Source organism: Aeromonas sp. FDAARGOS 1417 (assembly GCF_019046985.1).
In the GTDB taxonomy this organism is placed as follows: domain Bacteria; phylum Pseudomonadota; class Gammaproteobacteria; order Enterobacterales; family Aeromonadaceae; genus Aeromonas; species Aeromonas veronii.
Genome location: NZ_CP077221.1, coordinates 2,097,382 through 2,112,638, shown reverse-complemented (window position 1 = coordinate 2,112,638; position 15,257 = coordinate 2,097,382). Strand labels below are relative to the sequence as shown.

General features: G+C 51.2%; 16 protein-coding genes and 1 pseudogene. 9 read left to right on the top strand and 8 right to left on the bottom strand.

The genetic code is table 11. From position 1 onward, the window contains the following. Positions 1 to 35: 35 nt before the first annotated feature. Positions 36 to 530: a hypothetical protein gene (locus I6L47_RS09545; RefSeq protein WP_005335330.1), complete on the bottom strand. Its 495-nt coding sequence runs from the start codon at positions 528 to 530 to the stop codon at positions 36 to 38. Between the two features lie 185 nt (positions 531 to 715). Between I6L47_RS09545 and I6L47_RS09540 the strand changes: the two genes are divergently transcribed. Next, positions 716 to 2,671 carry an EAL domain-containing protein gene (locus I6L47_RS09540; protein ID WP_216949338.1) on the top strand — a complete coding sequence of 652 codons (1,956 nt, stop codon included), beginning with the start codon at positions 716 to 718 and terminating at the stop codon, positions 2,669 to 2,671. Positions 2,672 to 2,734: 63 nt separating this feature from the next. Here the strand turns inward: I6L47_RS09540 and rraB are convergent, their stop codons facing one another. Further along, positions 2,735 to 3,070 carry a ribonuclease E inhibitor RraB gene (rraB, locus tag I6L47_RS09535; protein ID WP_026034893.1) on the bottom strand — a complete coding sequence of 112 codons (336 nt, stop codon included), beginning with the start codon at positions 3,068 to 3,070 and terminating at the stop codon, positions 2,735 to 2,737. A 724-nt stretch (positions 3,071 to 3,794) separates the two neighbouring features. Between rraB and I6L47_RS09530 the strand changes: the two genes are divergently transcribed. The 3 genes and pseudogenes from I6L47_RS09530 to I6L47_RS09520 all read left to right on the top strand — a co-directional run. Then, positions 3,795 to 4,211: a hypothetical protein gene (locus tag I6L47_RS09530; protein WP_216949201.1), complete on the top strand. Its 417-nt coding sequence runs from the start codon at positions 3,795 to 3,797 to the stop codon at positions 4,209 to 4,211. 12 nt (positions 4,212 to 4,223) lie between these two features. Continuing rightward, complete coding sequence (locus tag I6L47_RS09525; RefSeq protein ID WP_005348376.1) at positions 4,224 to 5,090, top strand: glycine zipper domain-containing protein; 867 nt, start codon at positions 4,224 to 4,226, stop codon at positions 5,088 to 5,090. A gap of 97 nt (positions 5,091 to 5,187) precedes the next feature. Then, positions 5,188 to 5,610 (top strand): annotated as a pseudogene (locus I6L47_RS09520) (transposase); the annotation flags it as partial. Positions 5,611 to 5,717: 107 nt separating this feature from the next. Here I6L47_RS09520 and I6L47_RS09515 read toward each other — a convergent pair. The 6 genes from I6L47_RS09515 to I6L47_RS22650 form a co-directional block, all read right to left on the bottom strand. After that, on the bottom strand, positions 5,718 to 6,446 hold the full coding sequence (locus tag I6L47_RS09515) for a hypothetical protein (protein ID WP_216949200.1): 729 nt from the start codon (positions 6,444 to 6,446) through the stop codon (positions 5,718 to 5,720). Positions 6,447 to 6,549: 103 nt separating this feature from the next. Continuing rightward, the gene (locus tag I6L47_RS09510; RefSeq protein WP_216949199.1) at positions 6,550 to 7,371 is read right to left on the bottom strand and encodes a hypothetical protein; all 822 of its coding nucleotides are present in this window, start codon (positions 7,369 to 7,371) and stop codon (positions 6,550 to 6,552) included. A 97-nt stretch (positions 7,372 to 7,468) separates the two neighbouring features. Continuing rightward, positions 7,469 to 8,923: a caspase family protein gene (locus tag I6L47_RS09505; protein ID WP_216949198.1), complete on the bottom strand. Its 1,455-nt coding sequence runs from the start codon at positions 8,921 to 8,923 to the stop codon at positions 7,469 to 7,471. A 154-nt stretch (positions 8,924 to 9,077) separates the two neighbouring features. Then, on the bottom strand, positions 9,078 to 9,380 hold the full coding sequence (locus I6L47_RS09500) for a hypothetical protein (protein WP_216949197.1): 303 nt from the start codon (positions 9,378 to 9,380) through the stop codon (positions 9,078 to 9,080). Continuing rightward, positions 9,377 to 9,994 (bottom strand): nucleotidyltransferase domain-containing protein, encoded by a 618-nt coding sequence (locus I6L47_RS09495; protein ID WP_216949196.1) that lies wholly within the window; start codon positions 9,992 to 9,994, stop codon positions 9,377 to 9,379. The genes I6L47_RS09500 and I6L47_RS09495 overlap by 4 nt, the downstream gene beginning before the upstream one ends. Next, positions 9,991 to 10,791 (bottom strand): pentapeptide repeat-containing protein, encoded by an 801-nt coding sequence (locus I6L47_RS22650; protein WP_216949195.1) that lies wholly within the window; start codon positions 10,789 to 10,791, stop codon positions 9,991 to 9,993. The genes I6L47_RS09495 and I6L47_RS22650 overlap by 4 nt, the downstream gene beginning before the upstream one ends. A 735-nt stretch (positions 10,792 to 11,526) precedes the next feature. On the opposite strand from I6L47_RS22650, the gene I6L47_RS09485 reads away from it, so the two are divergent. From I6L47_RS09485 to I6L47_RS09465, 5 genes are all read left to right on the top strand, one after another. After that, positions 11,527 to 12,075 (top strand): hypothetical protein, encoded by a 549-nt coding sequence (locus I6L47_RS09485; protein WP_216949194.1) that lies wholly within the window; start codon positions 11,527 to 11,529, stop codon positions 12,073 to 12,075. Then, complete coding sequence (locus I6L47_RS09480) at positions 12,072 to 12,374, top strand: YkvA family protein (protein WP_029304363.1); 303 nt, start codon at positions 12,072 to 12,074, stop codon at positions 12,372 to 12,374. The genes I6L47_RS09485 and I6L47_RS09480 overlap by 4 nt, the downstream gene beginning before the upstream one ends. Before the next feature lie 22 nt (positions 12,375 to 12,396). Further along, positions 12,397 to 13,017 carry a hypothetical protein gene (locus I6L47_RS09475; protein ID WP_216949193.1) on the top strand — a complete coding sequence of 207 codons (621 nt, stop codon included), beginning with the start codon at positions 12,397 to 12,399 and terminating at the stop codon, positions 13,015 to 13,017. After that, complete coding sequence (locus I6L47_RS09470) at positions 13,014 to 13,448, top strand: DUF2787 family protein (RefSeq protein WP_216949192.1); 435 nt, start codon at positions 13,014 to 13,016, stop codon at positions 13,446 to 13,448. Before I6L47_RS09475 ends, I6L47_RS09470 begins: the two co-directional genes overlap by 4 nt. Before the next feature lie 483 nt (positions 13,449 to 13,931). Then, positions 13,932 to 15,158 carry a site-specific integrase gene (locus I6L47_RS09465; protein WP_216949191.1) on the top strand — a complete coding sequence of 409 codons (1,227 nt, stop codon included), beginning with the start codon at positions 13,932 to 13,934 and terminating at the stop codon, positions 15,156 to 15,158. Positions 15,159 to 15,257: the final 99 nt, after the last annotated feature.

Here is a 15,257-nt window from a genome sequence, read left to right as displayed (position 1 = left end):
TCTGCCGCTTTTTTTATCTTTGCAGGGAAGAGAAATCAGTTGCCGAGGGTGGCAAACAGGCTCTGCTCCAGGGTGCCGCGGGAGACACAGACCGGCTTGATGGACGGGGCCGGTACGCGCTCGCCTGAGGATTCAACGAAGAACAGCTCGGTGTTGCCCTTGACATTGACGGTGGCCACGCTGCTGTTGCCGCTCTGGGTGATGATCAGGTTGATCTGCAGGTTCGGGTTGCCCAGTGCAACTTTGGAACCCATGGTGCCGCAGTCCAGCCACTCCAGCCCGTCGGCTGACTGGTTGACGTTGGCGGTCATCAGGCCGGAACCACGCTGGCTGTTTTCGATGGTGAGGCCGTGATCGGTGAACCACTTCTCGGCGCGAGCCCACACCAGATCCACCGGGATCGCCATTTCCTGAGTGTTGTTGGTTGCCTTGGCAATTGGCGGGTTGTAGCGATACTCCTCACCGCCGTTATTGTCACCAGCACAACCAACCAGCAGCAGCGCCAATGCGCTCCCCATAATCTTTTTCATCTTGTTTCTCTCGTCCATATCACCAGGCCATTGGCCAACCGGCGCCTATTATCGCCGGAGCGACAATCTCTGTCAGCAACCATCCAGCGTTCGATGTTATGGGGAGGTGATCGGGGTGCTTTACAAAATTGGTTTGCTATCATAGATTTGCTCGAAATTCCTCCATAAGCACCCCTGTGACCAACATGCTCACCCCGGATCTGCTGCAGCAGATCATCGACCAATTGCCAATGAGTATCTTCTGTCGAGATAGTCATGGGCGTTACCTGTTCGCCAATCGTGAGTTCGCCCGTGAAGCCAAGCTGGATTCGCCTGCCGAGGTAGTCGGCAAGACAGATGCAGATATGCCCTGGGGCGATCTCTTTCGCAGTGAGGATGAGCAGCTGCTTGCCGGAGGCGTGCCGATGCTGTATCAGCAGCTTCATTGCAACCGGGGCGGGAATACCTGCTGGATGGAGGTGCACAAGGTGCCTCTTTACACTCCGCAGGGGGAAGCTTGCGCAGTGTTCGGGGTGGTTAACGAGATTGCCCAGCGCAAAAGTCTTGAACAGACGGTCAAAAAGCAGCAGTTGTTGCAGCGTTTTCTGCTCGATGCCATTCCTGATCTGATCCGTTTCGATGATCACAACGGGGTATTGCTGGAGTGCAATCAGGCGTTTCTCGACTTTATCGGCCAAGGGGCGGATGAGGTGCTGGGTCAGCAGCTGCCGTTCCGGTTGGCGGCGCCGCAGGGGATGGGTCATGGCGAGTGTTGTCTGCTGGATGCCAGCGGGCAGGGGCGACACATGGAGATCACCCGGGTCGATGTCCCCGATGGTGACGGCCACTCCCTCGGGATCCTGACGCTGGGGCGTGACATCACCGGCCTGCGCACAACTCAGGCGCAGTTGCAGCAGGAGCAGCACTACGACAGTCTGACCGGGCTGCTCAAACTCTCCCGGTTCTTGCAGACCAGTCGCCATCTTGGGGGTCGCAGTGCCACATTGGTGCTGGTCGATCTGCACCATTTTCGTGAGATCAACGATCGCTTCGGCATCCGGATTGCCGACCGCCTGCTCAGCCAGGTGGCCAAGCGGTTGCAGCAGCTGGTACCGCCGCGTTCCCTGCTCTGTCGGGTCGCTGCCGATGACTTCAGCCTGCTGTTGCCCGACTTCAACGAGCCATTGCAGGGGTGGAGCCAGCATCTGCAGCAGCAGTTGATGGAGCACTATCAGGTGGAAGATCATCGCATCCAGATACCGGTGTTTCTGGGGCTGGCCCAGGGGCGGGCAAGCGATGCCGAGCGGTTGCTCAGCCATGCCGAGGCTGCGCTGGCGCAGGGCAAACGGCAGCAGCAGTACTGCACCCTGTTTGATCCCGAGCTGCATGCCCGGCTCAAGCGGCGTCAGTTGATCGCCGCCCAGTTGCCGCTCGCTATCAAGTCCGCCCAGCTGATTGCCGTCTATCAGCCCATCATCTGTACCCGTACTCACAGACTGCACGGCGCCGAGCTGCTCTGTCGCTGGCCCCATCCCGAGCTTGGGATGATCTCCCCCGACGAATTCATTCCGTTGGCGGAAGAGATGGGGATCATCGGTCAGCTTGGTCAGCTGATGCTGGAGCAGGGCTGTGCCCAGCTGGCGCAGTGGCAAACTGCGCAGCCGGATATGGTGCTATCCATCAACCTCTCACCGCTACAGTTCCGTGATCCGACGCTCTGTGAACGGGTCTCTGCCTGCATCGCCCGCCATGGTCTCAAGGCCAGTCAACTGGAGCTGGAGATCACCGAAGGGGTACTGATGGAGAACGCCGACGAGATTGAGACCAACCTCGACAACCTGATTGCCGCCGGTTTTCAGCTGGCCATCGACGACTTTGGTACTGGTTACTGCTCGCTGGCCTATCTGCCGCGTTTGCAGGTGGCGACCCTCAAGCTGGATCGCAGCTTCACTCAGGGGCTCGCCAGCAATAGCGCGACCACCGCTATCGTGCGGTCAGTCATCGGGTTGGGCCATGAGCTCGGGATCCGGATCACTGCCGAAGGGGTGGAAACGCCCGAGCAGCAGTTGTGGCTGACCGAGGCGGGGTGTGATCGGTTACAGGGCTATCTGTTCAGCCGCCCCCTGCCGCCGGCGGAGTTCGCTGCCAGCTATCTGGTGTGAGAGATCGTCAGAAACAACAAGGCCACCGCAAGGTGGCCTTGTTGTTTTACGATGGAGGCAGGATCAATCTTGGAAGTAGGTGCCCCAGCCATCGTAATCCACCCCGTATTTTTCCAGGATGGGCAGCATCTTGGCGATATCGGCGACGATCGCTTCGACATTCAGCTTGCACTCGATGGTGGCATCGAAGCAGAAGATGGTGGCGCCGTCATCCAGCTCCATCTCTTCGGCATCGGTCACTTCAAAACCGGCCTTGAACAGGTCAACCGCTGCTTTTTCCAGACGATCGAAATCCTGGCAGGCGAAGTGGTGCTCGATGTCGTAATCCGCATCGGGATTGCTGCCATCGGCCAGCAGTTCGTTGACGATCTCGGTGGTCTCATCACGCCACTCTTGCATATTCAGACTCATGTTGCCTCCAGGCGGTATCATTGCGGCAAAGCATACTCGCAGAGTGGATTCGGCTCAATGCGGCTGACCCACTGAACCTCGAATTTCCATCATATTGGCGCAGACAGCAGGGTGTTCAGAGGCCAGCAAGTGCGTGAAACGGGACCGAGGTGGATAATAAATGGCCGCTTCGTTCGGTTGTTGAGCGAACGCGCTTTTTATCGTGCCATCATGGTTGACACTCTGCGCTGGAAAGGGTTTAATGCGCGCCGTTGCCCAGATAGCTCAGTCGGTAGAGCAGGGGATTGAAAATCCTCATGACACTTTTCATACCACAGCGCTGGACAGCACACCCTGCAAGGCTTCGCTTTCAATGCGAGGCCTTTTTGTTATGCGTCTCTGGTCAATCTCTGGCAAGGTTCCTCACCGAGCTCGGGATTAATAATCCCCGCCTCCTGCTCCGCTGCTTCATCTGACAACCGATAGCAAAGTACGCCTCCCTCCCCTGAAATGACTCCCACTTCTTACAAACAACACGTGCCCTCCCTGCCAACTCTACGTGATACAGGTTGTGTCGTGAGCCGAATCCCGGTTATCGCAGAGGGGCTGCTTCCCGGACAGTCATGGAAGATACTGTGGACCCCATGGCCCTCATTGAGTTATGTGCCGAATCTTGTTAGCGTTAATCCATAATGTTTACATAGATATAGAGTAGGCATAAGGAGCCAATGATATGGCATTTATCAAGATGGCAACTCGTTTTGGTACGCAGAGTTTTTACAGTAATGGCCAATTAATTGGCTTAACGTGTCCGAATGCATATGGTATGGGCAGTATTACTTATGCGCCTTTTGAAGCATCCCCGGTTGAGCGAACAATGGAACATCAGGATGGAACAGCTTCCCATTTTGATGGACAAGGACATATGACAGGAACCAGTTATCAAGATCAACTAGGTAATAGCCATTTTTTGGGGGGCGATGGTCACGCTATACATTCATACGACACTTTACTAGGTGTCAATATGTGTGATGATCATGGATTGGTTAAAAGCATTATTGGTGAAAGTGGGTTAGCACACGAACTTGCAAAGGCTTATATGTCCGGGAAAATTGAATTTAGCCAAGACTTGTCCGACATCATCATATAGGAAATATATTCTATGGATGTTCTACAACGTATTCATGCATCGACATATACACTATTAACAGAACGCAGCCGTTCCTTTATCGATGAAGCTGATACGATGAATGTTGCTCGAGCCCCACTTGATTGCATTCAGTTAATATCACATTTTATTGACGATGATAGAGGGGTTTTTTCTGAATTTGAATCTCTCTTTCCTGCCTGTTCTTTCGATGCTGCTGCTATTATTTTTCAAAAAATTATTGATGGTAATGAAATAACAAACGTAGTCAAACATGCTAGCTACGGCTTTAATATGGTGAATAACCCATTGAGGTTGATGGCAAGAGTTGCGGTAAAACAGATTGAGGATTCCAACGAGTACTTGAGGGCTAGGCCGATTATACAGCGTGACGGCCTTCCGATCGTATTGGCTGCCATCGATGAGATGCTAAATCGTGGTGTTAGCGATGAAGCTATCAACAATGCTATTTATTGTGCACATGCATACACGAATGGTTATATCGATGAGCAAGGCTTGTTATGCAATAATCATGATGAAGAATCTCTTGAAATATTATTAGAACAATTCGACTCTTTGGTAGTGTATAACTGGTCATCAGGTGGCGTAGTCGGAAAACTTGATACTACAGAGGCTAGAATTGGCAAAACTGTAGGTGGAGTAGGCGGAGCATTAGCTGGGGCAAAATTGGGGGCTGTAATTGGTTCTGTAGTACCAGGGCCTGGTACAGTGCTTGGTGCCGCAGTCGGAGGGGCCATGGGCAACTTTTTAGGAAAATCATTTGGAGAAGGTGCTGGGGTTCAATATAAAGACGAAAATAAGGGTGATGAAGTTAACCTGATGATAAAAGATGTTCGTAGTGCTCTAAAAAAATGGTTTTGAATGGCGAAAGTGAGTTGATAACGAGCCTGTAAATCCAATTGTGTAACCGCCCACGAATAAGTAACTTTTTCAAAAGGATACCTTCGTGGGTAAGCAAATGGACCAAGACAAACTCAAAGCACTGGCCGCTGAGCTGGCCAAAGACATCAAATCTGAAAAAGATCTCGGCACCCTCACCCAACAGCTGATCAAGCTTACCGTCGAGACCGCGCTCAATGCCGAGATGGACGAGCATCTGGGCTACGAGAAACACGCTCCACAAGGCCGCGGGACCGTCAACAATCGCAATGGCTATTCCACTAAGCGCCTAAAAGGACAGCACGGAGAGGTCACCATCCAGGCGCCTCGTGACCGCAACAGCTCCTTCGAGCCTCAGTTTGTCCGCAAGGGCCAGACCCGCCTGACCCAGATGGACGACCAGATCCTCGCCCTCTACGCCAAGGGTTTGAGCACGCGAGATATCGTGGACGCGTTCAAAGAGATGTATGACGCCGACATCTCGGCGGGGCTGGTATCGAAACCCTCCTGCGCCGTGTACATTCATACATCAGGCATGGTTCTTGGATTACTCTTCATCCTAACGTTTGAGTTCAGCGGGAGCCGAAAGCGGTCCGCTGAAACGAATTATTATACATACTCTTCCCAATACGCTTTTTTTCTAATTGGTAGCATTGCTGCATGAGTGATATTTGAGAAAGCTTGAAACAGCGGCGTTCCATGCACGAGATGCGTTTTAGACTTTGACTCTGCCTCTTTTATCAGGCCTTCATAGACACGCACGAATTTGTAGGCAAGGGGATGGCCCGTTGCGTCCCCAACCAAGCTAAAAAAATCCTGCTTAGTCTGTTGTGATGTTTGGCCAACAATAATTGCATCGATATATCTATATACGGCTTCTTCGTCTCCATAACGGACTTGCTTTCCAATCGGAGTAAGTACTGGGTCTGAACCATGAATGTCGATATGCATGTCGATTAAACGTCGGAGAATGCTTAAGGCGCTTTTTTCTGACTCTGACCTAAGGCGAAAGAATGCGTCGTCGCTTTGAATTGCTTGCATCTCTTTTGAAATAGAGTCGCTTTGCACCTTCAAAGATTCAAGGCGATATAGCCGGAACATCTCAAGCAGAGTGAGAGCCACAGCCAACACAAGAAGCACTATTCCAATTGGGATAGATGGAACTGATATTTTGACGTCAAAGTGCTTTTCGATGATTGGAGTCAAAAATGAACTCCACCAAGGTGATGCCCCTAAAAGCGTTGCTGCCAGCGTGATGATCGCCAAAACAACTTTTGAAACCAAAGTGCCTCGATAAATTCGAAACGCCTCAAGAAGAAATTCCTTCCAACTCATCATGCCCTCAATATATGCTCGTATGTATAACGTTTGGTTAAGGGGCTGGCTTTAGCTGGCCCCAGCGAACGAACTGAGCGATTTGAACCTTTAGTTAGAGGTTGCGTTACTCTGACGGGTCAAATGTATGCTCTTGATGGTAGCGAAGAATAGTGTACATTTTTGCCACGCTATTTATCGTTTGGACTTCTACATCGACAACGTATGCAAGCTTGTGCCAAGGTTTAGAAAACCTTTCATCCCCTGCAAGCATGGCTTCTTTCACCGCATTATTCTCAAATATTACTTTCAGCGGTTTTTTTGAAATATCTTCTATCGTTGCTTTGTCGCCAGTATGTGATTCGGTATCAAATTTTGTTTGATACCAGTACATTACCTTGTTTTTTTGAATATGGTCTTCAGGTTCTTCAAGACGTTCGAGTTGGCGTTGAATGGTGTTTTGAGCTGCGTTGGCTTCTTGAGAGTTTATGAAAAACTGATTAATTACCGTGCCACCGTCAGACACGGTAAAGTTAAGCTGTGAGCCATTGTCTTTTGCTACAGGTTCTAAAATGTTTTTCCATTGCTTCAAATCTTGTTTGGATACTTCTTTTGGTGGTGTATCCATTTTCCCCAGTAGCCATTCGATGACTGCTTTAGCTTGGGTTATCCACTCTGAAAGCGAACCACCACTCCAGACTAATGGAACAATTGGCATCGCAAGCGCTACGAGCTCAACAATTATTGAGCCTGTGCGGACTTCTTTTATATAAAGTTCAGTGCTCGCATCGTAATCTTGGTTTGTTTCAGATTCGATGAATCGCTGGTATTGCTGATTAATACCGAGCAGGGACATCGTAAGGTCAGTGAGGACGACGGGTTTCTGATTATTAATTTTGATTTCGAGCTTCTGGCTGAAATCTATCTCTATGACGTTACTGACTTCCATGAGTAACCTCTAACGTTTGAATTCACCGGCCTTGTGCGACTTTATGCACAAGGTCCGGTGTAATGGTTGAGCATAAATCTCCACAGAACCCTATCAACTACTTTGAAACGGTATGGTAGGACGGCAATAGCATTCCATTGGCTGAAATAGGCATTGTCGGGTTCAGTGTCAGCTGGGCGAGAGGTATAACCATCTCCATAGAAATCTGGTCTTTTAGACGCTCAAGGCTAGTTGGATAAAAAGATGGCTTGTCTTTAAAGAACACAGCCATCGGGTCATCTGACCTGCGAAGGATGTTGAATCCCTCGAAGAAGACGCCAGTAATAACGCTTTCGTCCTTCTCATTTTGGACGGTGGAAATATCAACCGTAACAGTCCGTTTTTTCCCTGGGACTACGTAGAACCGATTTGGGTAATTGATGAGCGCATCAGAAATAAATTCAAAGCTTGGCTCAAATTCTGGAAATTCACTCAGTTCAAATACCGTATTAAAGAGGGATATCTTGAAGTCCCTTCGAAGCTCACCCTTTGAGTTGAAAAATATTTCAAAAAGTGTTCCATCCAAGAATGCTTTCACCTTATCCGGAGCGAGTCCATTGACTTTGTTTCTAAAATCACGAAGATATGCAATTGCGGTGCGGGAGCTACCAACGGCTGCTTGGTAAATATTTCTGCCAAGTACAAAAAGAGCATCGTTGTCGGCCGAGCCGAGCAACGCGACATTTAGTGCATCAACATTAGGATTCTGGATGTACCAGTCGTGAGACTTTAGGCCCGTTATCACGCTTCTTAAGGGATTTGTATTGGTAAGTAGATATTTGCTATCAGCTAAAGCATCGCTCGAATACATGGTTATTTGGCGACCAATGCTGGCATTAAAGACAAAATCACCTGTTAAAGAAGTGTGTTCCCAAGATGTTTGCTTTCCCGACGTAATCACCGAAAGGGTATTTCTAGTTCTCTTAAACACATCCTCTATCGGGACGTCTGGCGTATTGATATGGCGAAGCAATGACTCTGTGTATGAGCCATTTCGACCCACACCGTCAGCGGCAGTTTCACCTGGTGATGTGGCAAATGCTATTAACGTACCTTTCGGGGTAAATACAGGTGCCAATCCATTAACACTCGCATCGCGATTCCAAGCTCTGACGTAAGGGTTATTGCGGCAAGCATCAAGAATAATTAGGTTCGTAGAGTTGGAGCAACCAGCCATTACGTCAATTAACTGATTTAGTGGATATGAAGAATATTTTGCTGCTGTTTCATCAGCAAACTTTGTATCCACTGCTGTAATGTAATTCTCGCCCGCGATTTGCATTCCATGACCAGCAAAGTAAAAAAGTCCGACGTCATTGCTGTTTAGATTGTCACGAAAGGACGATATGGCTCTATCAACCTCTTCAATCCTTGCATCCGTCAGCTTCACTACCGAGAACCCAAGAGCAGCAAGTGCTGCAGAGATGTCTTCGGCATCATTTACAGGGTTGGATAAGGCGGCACCAGGATAGGCCGAATTTCCGATAGCTAGCGCAGTAAGTTTTCTGGTCAACTTTGAGTTCTCGACGGATAACGGTAGATAGATGCCCAACGCCATCAGCACGGGGCGGCGAAGCGTAGTTGTTTTTGGGTTGAGTGGAACGGTAGCGTAACGAGCCAAAAACAAACGTAGCTTTGGCGCTTCCTTTGCCTAGCTTTGTTAGCCCTCACCGGCACTTACTCAGCTCCAGAGCCAGCACCTCAAGCTGCTCAGCTATCTTGATAGCCTGCACCTCCTCGATGGGCATAAATGTTTCGTTGCTCCTATCAGATAGCCGCTGGCAGTGCTCTGCAAGGTCCGTTAAAAGTGGCAGCACATTGGCCACGCGACTTTGGCCCACAGCAGACTCCCAGCGGAGCAAGGCAGCTTGAGATAGTCCGGCCAGTTGAAGATTCCCTGAGAATAAGGTGTTTACTATTTTTAGCACCTTGCGTTCCGCCGAAACTCTGTTGAGGAAGGTATTTTTCATATAGCTTCTCGCAGCGACGCCACCCAATTTTCAAGTGAAGCGTTCGTAACAATTTTTGCAGTGATCGAAGGGTCAAAATTCACTTGGGAGCCACGGGTCGAGGCGTGTCTTGCCACCATGGTTTGATGATATACATCGCGTGGAAGTGGTTGAGCAAGAGGTAGGCGATATGGAGCATCCGCCGAAAAACATGGGCTCCCCAATAAAGACCAAGATACTGACATCGCTAGATCGCGGATCGCCGTATAGACAATGCCCAGTTCATAAATTACGTTCTCCGTTCCGGAAGCCAGTTCTGTAAGTGCTTCATTGAGTAATGCATCCAAATCGTCAATATCATCAACGATGGTCGAATATGGAGCGGGAGGCCCTAGGCTTGCCAGAAATGACTCACTGCGCGAACTGTATACACACTTCGCTTCGAGGTGGAGATGCCAGGCGAAGAGCCTCCCTTCTTTGAAGTACTCTGCAAGCAGTTCGGGCGAATAGACACTCCAGCTCTGGGGAAACCTGGAGCTATCCACTTCAAATGGAACAACCAGTACATCGACATCTGACGTGGGTGTTGATTCCCCTCGACAGATTGAGCCAAACAAGTAGATTTCGTGACTCATCGACGTGCCAGCCTTTTCACCAAAATGGCCATGAAAAGCCCGAACAGTACGAACCTAACTATTGTTAGGAGCGCTACTTGGTGGCTGGGTATCGATGTACCTCCACTAACTCCCCAGAATGCGTATGCAACTTCTACCAGTGACTGTGACCAAGATAACTGCGGATTATTCCACGTGAGATAACTGGACCAAAAACAAACAGTAAATACGCCAGTTAGAAGGATGCGAGCGATGCTTTCCCCGTTACCCCAAAGCAAGTCAAGCGCTTTCCAGCGAACATGGCGGATGGCGTGAAGTACCCGGGCCCAACCTTTGTACTTCGATCTGTAGTAAGACTGTTTTGAGTAGGCTGCATGAAAAAGATGCTCCCCGGTAAGCATTACTTCAATCGACGCAGCCTTGTTAACGGCTGAGTAGTTCCCAATGTGTCCGAAGTTAACACGAAGGGAGCGCACAAGATCACGAGCTAAGTTTTCTTCACTGGGGAGGCAGTTATCCAAAAACTCCTCATCTAGCTGCGTATGCTCCCATGTCGAGTACTGGAACTTACACTCTTCGTACTGAGACCCGCGGAAGTTTGAGCGGCGAAGGCTGGTGCCGGTGAAATCACACCGTATGAACCTGCAGTTGCGAAAGTAGCATTCGGATATTTCTGATTGTTTGAAACTGACTCCAACAAAGGTCCTATTAACGGCAAAGACACGCCTCAATACCTGCTGCGATAGGTTCTGATCTCTAACATCAGAGGAGAACTCTTTGTCCTCAATGACTGGCTTGGAGTGATCTATAAGTTCCATGTCTCGCGCCATGCGTAAAGTGGGTGCTAACAGTAATGGCGGTGCTAACCCGTTAGCAGAGCCTTCCATATAGCTCAGCCCCATTTTCATCACCGCAAAATGAAAATCAAAGTTAAATCATAGCATTACCAGTCTATATCTAACACCAGGAAGAGCTCGCTTGACACCCATTTTTTGCTCTTTTTCACGCTTAACAGCGGCAAGACAGCTTTTATCAAGCCCCCGTCAACCTGTCTTTCGCCTTACGATGCAAGTCCCCCAATGCTGGGCGTTCGTTTGCTGGAGGAATCAGTCCACTGGGATAATCGCTGCGTCCTAACGTGGTCGCATGGCTCCTGAGCTGTGTCTAAGCTACCGCCCCTAAATTACAGCCTTTAGTCTGCTGCTTTTGACCTCGGGCGTTTCTCCAGCCTGGCTCATAAGTGATTCAGGAGAGGTAGTTCCAAACGATTATCTTAGCGCTCCAGATAGATCACACAAAAGAGGGGAATGGTAGTTTTCTGAGCAAGATCAACAAACTAATCCGCATTAGAGGATGATGGGCAGCACCGACACGCGGGAAGCTCTCACTTTCGCTGCATAGCCCTTTTCAAAACCACCGTTCACCCGCTATCAATTGCTGCTCATCCTGATTGCCTGCCCCCCCCTTCCCGTAAAAGCCCAATCCTCAAACATATATGAATCCCTGGATAAACCATGACCATTCCGGTCCGGGAACATCCAAGGAGAACTTCCATGTCTGAACTTTCATTGTTCGATGCCATTGGCGAAGGCAAAAACGCGACTCAGGATTATCTGGATACCCTGTCGCGGGCACTGCTGCGCCATCATCAACTGGTCAAAGCCATCCGCATCCACGGTCGTTATGTACCGGAATCATTGCCAATGCCCGGTCTGCCGGTATTGGTCGCCATCTTCAGTCACACCAATACCTACACCCTGCACCAACTGCCCTCGACTCAGATAGGGCAGTTGGTGCTGTCGATTGCTCGCTTCTCCGGTCAGGCCACCCATGACCTGGACAACGGCGTCTTTGAAGAGATGTGGGAAATGGGTGACAGCAGCTTCACCACGGACAGCGCCGAGCAGGCCGTCTACTGGTTGCCGTTACCGGAGAGCTGGATTGCTCTGGAGGGCACGCAAGTGGCGCTGCACGATAAAGACCATCCGGTGTTCAAGTTGCTGAACGTCACCGCCCGGAACGCGGGTCCGGTCCTGGATATCTGCGATGGCGTGGTCAGTCTGGCGCTGGCGTCAGATTGGGATGGGGAGTGGGCCGCATGACAGAGATCAACCGCTCCTCACTACTCGCCAAGCTCAAGCACATCAAGGGCATGAAGCTGCTAGTTGAGCAGGCCGTCTTGCTCTACCTGTTGATGGCCGACGAGCAGACGCCTGTGTGGGTCAAGACCATCGTGGTCAGCGCACTCGCCTATTTGCTCTGTCCGGTCGATGCCGTACCGGACTTTATCCCCGGCGTCGGTCTTACCGATGACCTGGGGGTCATCAGCGGTGCCATTGCCTCGTTAGGCAGTCACATCCATCAAGGTCATCGCAGCAAAGCGGCTGACTTCTTCAAGTAATCCCTTCAGAAGGAATTTCAACATGGCTAAAGCCACACAACCGGCAGCCTCTGCTGCTCCGGTCTGGACTGTTATTAAATCTGCTAAGGCCCCGAAGATCAGCGCACGGGCCAGTGGTTTGCTGCACTACGACGTGGGCAAGAACGATGAAGGTCGCTACGCCCTTCGCATTACCGCCAACGACACGGGTGGCCTGTTCAGCAAACACTGGTTATCGCTCGATGACATCCTGGCTCTGCTGGACATCCTCAAGGATGCTCCATTCAAATCGGTGGCGCTCAAGGCGTTGTTTGTTCGAGGCAGTGCTAATAACCACGGTTTCCTCGCCGCCATCCTGCGGGCTGAAAAGTTACTGGTCGCCGCCGAGCCCAACTCACCGTTCCACCGGGTCGGCCTATCCCTCAGCGACTGGTCTACTCAGCTGGATGAACCGGCCAATATGGATAAACAGGCTCGCAAGGGAAAAGCCAAGGGACAGAAGGACCAAGATGACACGACCGATGAGATAACCATCGAGAAAGGCAATGAGCCCCCGTTTTTGGAAACAGCCAACGACCAAGCCGGTTTGTCAGACAAGATGGATGAGACAGGGGGTGAAGTTGAAACCGCAGACCCGGCGGCCAGTGAGGAGGCCCAACAATGAGCAACCGTGACATAGCACTGAACTGGCAGGGACTCCCCCTGCCGGTTTCATCCCGGCTCGCAGTATGTCTAACCGACCTGCTGAACAGGCACTATCCCACATGGCACCAAGCCCGAGCTGTAACAATGAACTTTCGTGATCCGGGTTATGGCCCGGAAACCGGCGGCTTTCATCCGGTGGAAATCCGTCTGCAACGCCGAGGAAATCTATGGTCCTTGGTCTATATGACGGACTTTTCCTATGTCGGCATGGGTGACTATGCCGAATTGGCTAAGGAGGTCGATTTTGACTTCTCAAGCCAGGAAGGGCTGATTGCCTATGCGCATGTGGTGCCGTTGTCTGAGTTGGGTGAGTTCTATGAATTATGGGAGGGCAATTTCCTCGCCTACCTGTCGCTGGGTGTCTACGCGATCAGGGTAGCCACTGAATAATTCCCCCCCTGTTACTCCCGCAAATTTCGCGGGTTCACGGGGTTGGCGTCGATTTACCCAGTCTCTATAAGGGAAAAACGCGCCCCGTTTCTCCCCGTTTGTGCGGGGCGGGCACGGGGCTCGCCGTGAATGCGCGGGGCAACCCGACCTCTTCATTAACTCACCCATTACTCCCGCGAATGTCGCGGGGTTACGGGGTTGAGATGGAAAAGCCCAATCACTCAAAGGGAAAAACCAACCCCGTTTTCCCCTGTTCGTGCGGGGCGGACACGGGGCTCGGTAGCATTTTTACGGGATCGGACCGGGTAGCGACCGGGGAGGTCATCTGCTCACTCACCTTTCCCGCGTTGTCATCGTGCTGGGCCAGTCAGGCCAAGCAACGACCACTTCAACCGCCAAGCCAGAGACGGGGATTAAGCCTCCTTTCCACTGTGAAGGGGGCCTATGCCGTGTCTAACCAGCTCACATGTTGAGGAGCGAACCATGAACGAAACACCTACCCGATTTAAATTTACCAACCGGCGAATTGCCGATCTACCCCCTAACCCAGATGACGCTCGCAGTACCGAAGCGGAGTATTCCGATACCGACGTGACCGGTCTGCGCTGTCTGGTGGGCAAAGGGGAAGGCCGCCGCAAGTTCCTGCTGCGTTATCAGATACACGGGCGCAAGCGGGCCATTGCCCTCGGGCACTATCCCACATTGGATGTCAGCGCGGCTCGTAAGCTCGCGCTCGACTACAAACGCAAGATCGCCGAAGGCGTTGACCCGCAACAAGCCAAGGAGGACAAGCGCAACCAGAAGACCCTGAGCAATTTGTTTCAGGAGGACTATCTGCCCTATCTGCAATCGAGAAATCGCAGTTGGAAGACGGATGAACATCGCTTCCGTAATCACCTACGGCCAATCTTCGGCAATCTGATCCCGGAAGAGATCACCGTTACCCGCATCCAGAACATGCAACAGATGTTGCTCAAGCGCCTCACTCCGGCCACCTGCAATCGCGTCCTAGCTTTGCTCAAGGCCATCATGACCTGGGCAGCCCGTGCCGGACTGATCAAGGACAATCCCGCCGCCTTGGTGTCGTTGCTGCGAGAGAACAATCGGCGCGAACGTTACTTCACTCCAGATGAAATCCGTCGCCTGTTCCGGGCCGCTGATCAACATGAGAGTTTCTATACCGGTCAGTACGTCAAGATGTTGCTGCTCACAGGCTTGCGCCGGGCCGAGCTGGCAAGGGCCAAATGGCAGCACTACAACAAGGAGGACAAGACCCTATACATTCCCCACACCAAGAACGGCCATAGCCGTGTGTTGCACCTGAACCATATGGCGGTGGAGCTGTTGAACTATTTGCCGGTGACACAGGAAAATCCCTATCTGTTTCCCGGCAAGCGGCAAGGGCAGCCATTACAGAATCCCACCAAGGGTTTTCAGCGGATGCTGGCGCGAGCCGGTATAGATAAGGAGGGGGTTTGCCTGCACACCTGTCGTCATTCGGTCGCTGCGCTGATTGTTTCCAACGGCGGCACCTTGTTTGACGTGCAATCGCAGTTAGGGCACAGGAGCAGTCAGACATCACTGCGTTATGCTCACCTGCATAACACTCGGATGCAGCAGACCAGCCAGAAAATAGCCAACTGTATCCATGATGCATTGACTCACATCCCCCCGCCCCGCAACGCCCATCATTCGAAGAATGACAAATGATATACCGGTATCTCGCGGCAAAGTGAGATACCGATTAATACTTTGCTTTCACATCAAGTACAGGATAAAGGAAAGACAGAATCTATATGGCATGAATCG

Coding starts and splice junctions, on each gene's coding strand:
- rraB (WP_026034893.1), bottom strand. CDS start 3,070: ATGCAAGAGTGGCGTGATGAGACCACCGAGATCGTCAACGAACTGCTG.
- I6L47_RS22650 (WP_216949195.1), bottom strand. CDS start 10,791: ATGGAACTTATAGATCACTCCAAGCCAGTCATTGAGGACAAAGAGTTC.
- I6L47_RS09525 (WP_005348376.1), top strand. CDS start 4,224: ATGGATGTTCTACAACGTATTCATGCATCGACATATACACTATTAACA.
- I6L47_RS09515 (WP_216949200.1), bottom strand. CDS start 6,446: ATGATGAGTTGGAAGGAATTTCTTCTTGAGGCGTTTCGAATTTATCGA.
- I6L47_RS09545 (WP_005335330.1), bottom strand. CDS start 530: ATGAAAAAGATTATGGGGAGCGCATTGGCGCTGCTGCTGGTTGGTTGT.
- I6L47_RS09475 (WP_216949193.1), top strand. CDS start 12,397: ATGGCTAAAGCCACACAACCGGCAGCCTCTGCTGCTCCGGTCTGGACT.
- I6L47_RS09530 (WP_216949201.1), top strand. CDS start 3,795: ATGGCATTTATCAAGATGGCAACTCGTTTTGGTACGCAGAGTTTTTAC.
- I6L47_RS09500 (WP_216949197.1), bottom strand. CDS start 9,380: ATGAAAAATACCTTCCTCAACAGAGTTTCGGCGGAACGCAAGGTGCTA.
- I6L47_RS09485 (WP_216949194.1), top strand. CDS start 11,527: ATGTCTGAACTTTCATTGTTCGATGCCATTGGCGAAGGCAAAAACGCG.
- I6L47_RS09470 (WP_216949192.1), top strand. CDS start 13,014: ATGAGCAACCGTGACATAGCACTGAACTGGCAGGGACTCCCCCTGCCG.
- I6L47_RS09495 (WP_216949196.1), bottom strand. CDS start 9,994: ATGAGTCACGAAATCTACTTGTTTGGCTCAATCTGTCGAGGGGAATCA.
- I6L47_RS09540 (WP_216949338.1), top strand. CDS start 716: ATGCTCACCCCGGATCTGCTGCAGCAGATCATCGACCAATTGCCAATG.
- I6L47_RS09465 (WP_216949191.1), top strand. CDS start 13,932: ATGAACGAAACACCTACCCGATTTAAATTTACCAACCGGCGAATTGCC.
- I6L47_RS09510 (WP_216949199.1), bottom strand. CDS start 7,371: ATGGAAGTCAGTAACGTCATAGAGATAGATTTCAGCCAGAAGCTCGAA.
- I6L47_RS09480 (WP_029304363.1), top strand. CDS start 12,072: ATGACAGAGATCAACCGCTCCTCACTACTCGCCAAGCTCAAGCACATC.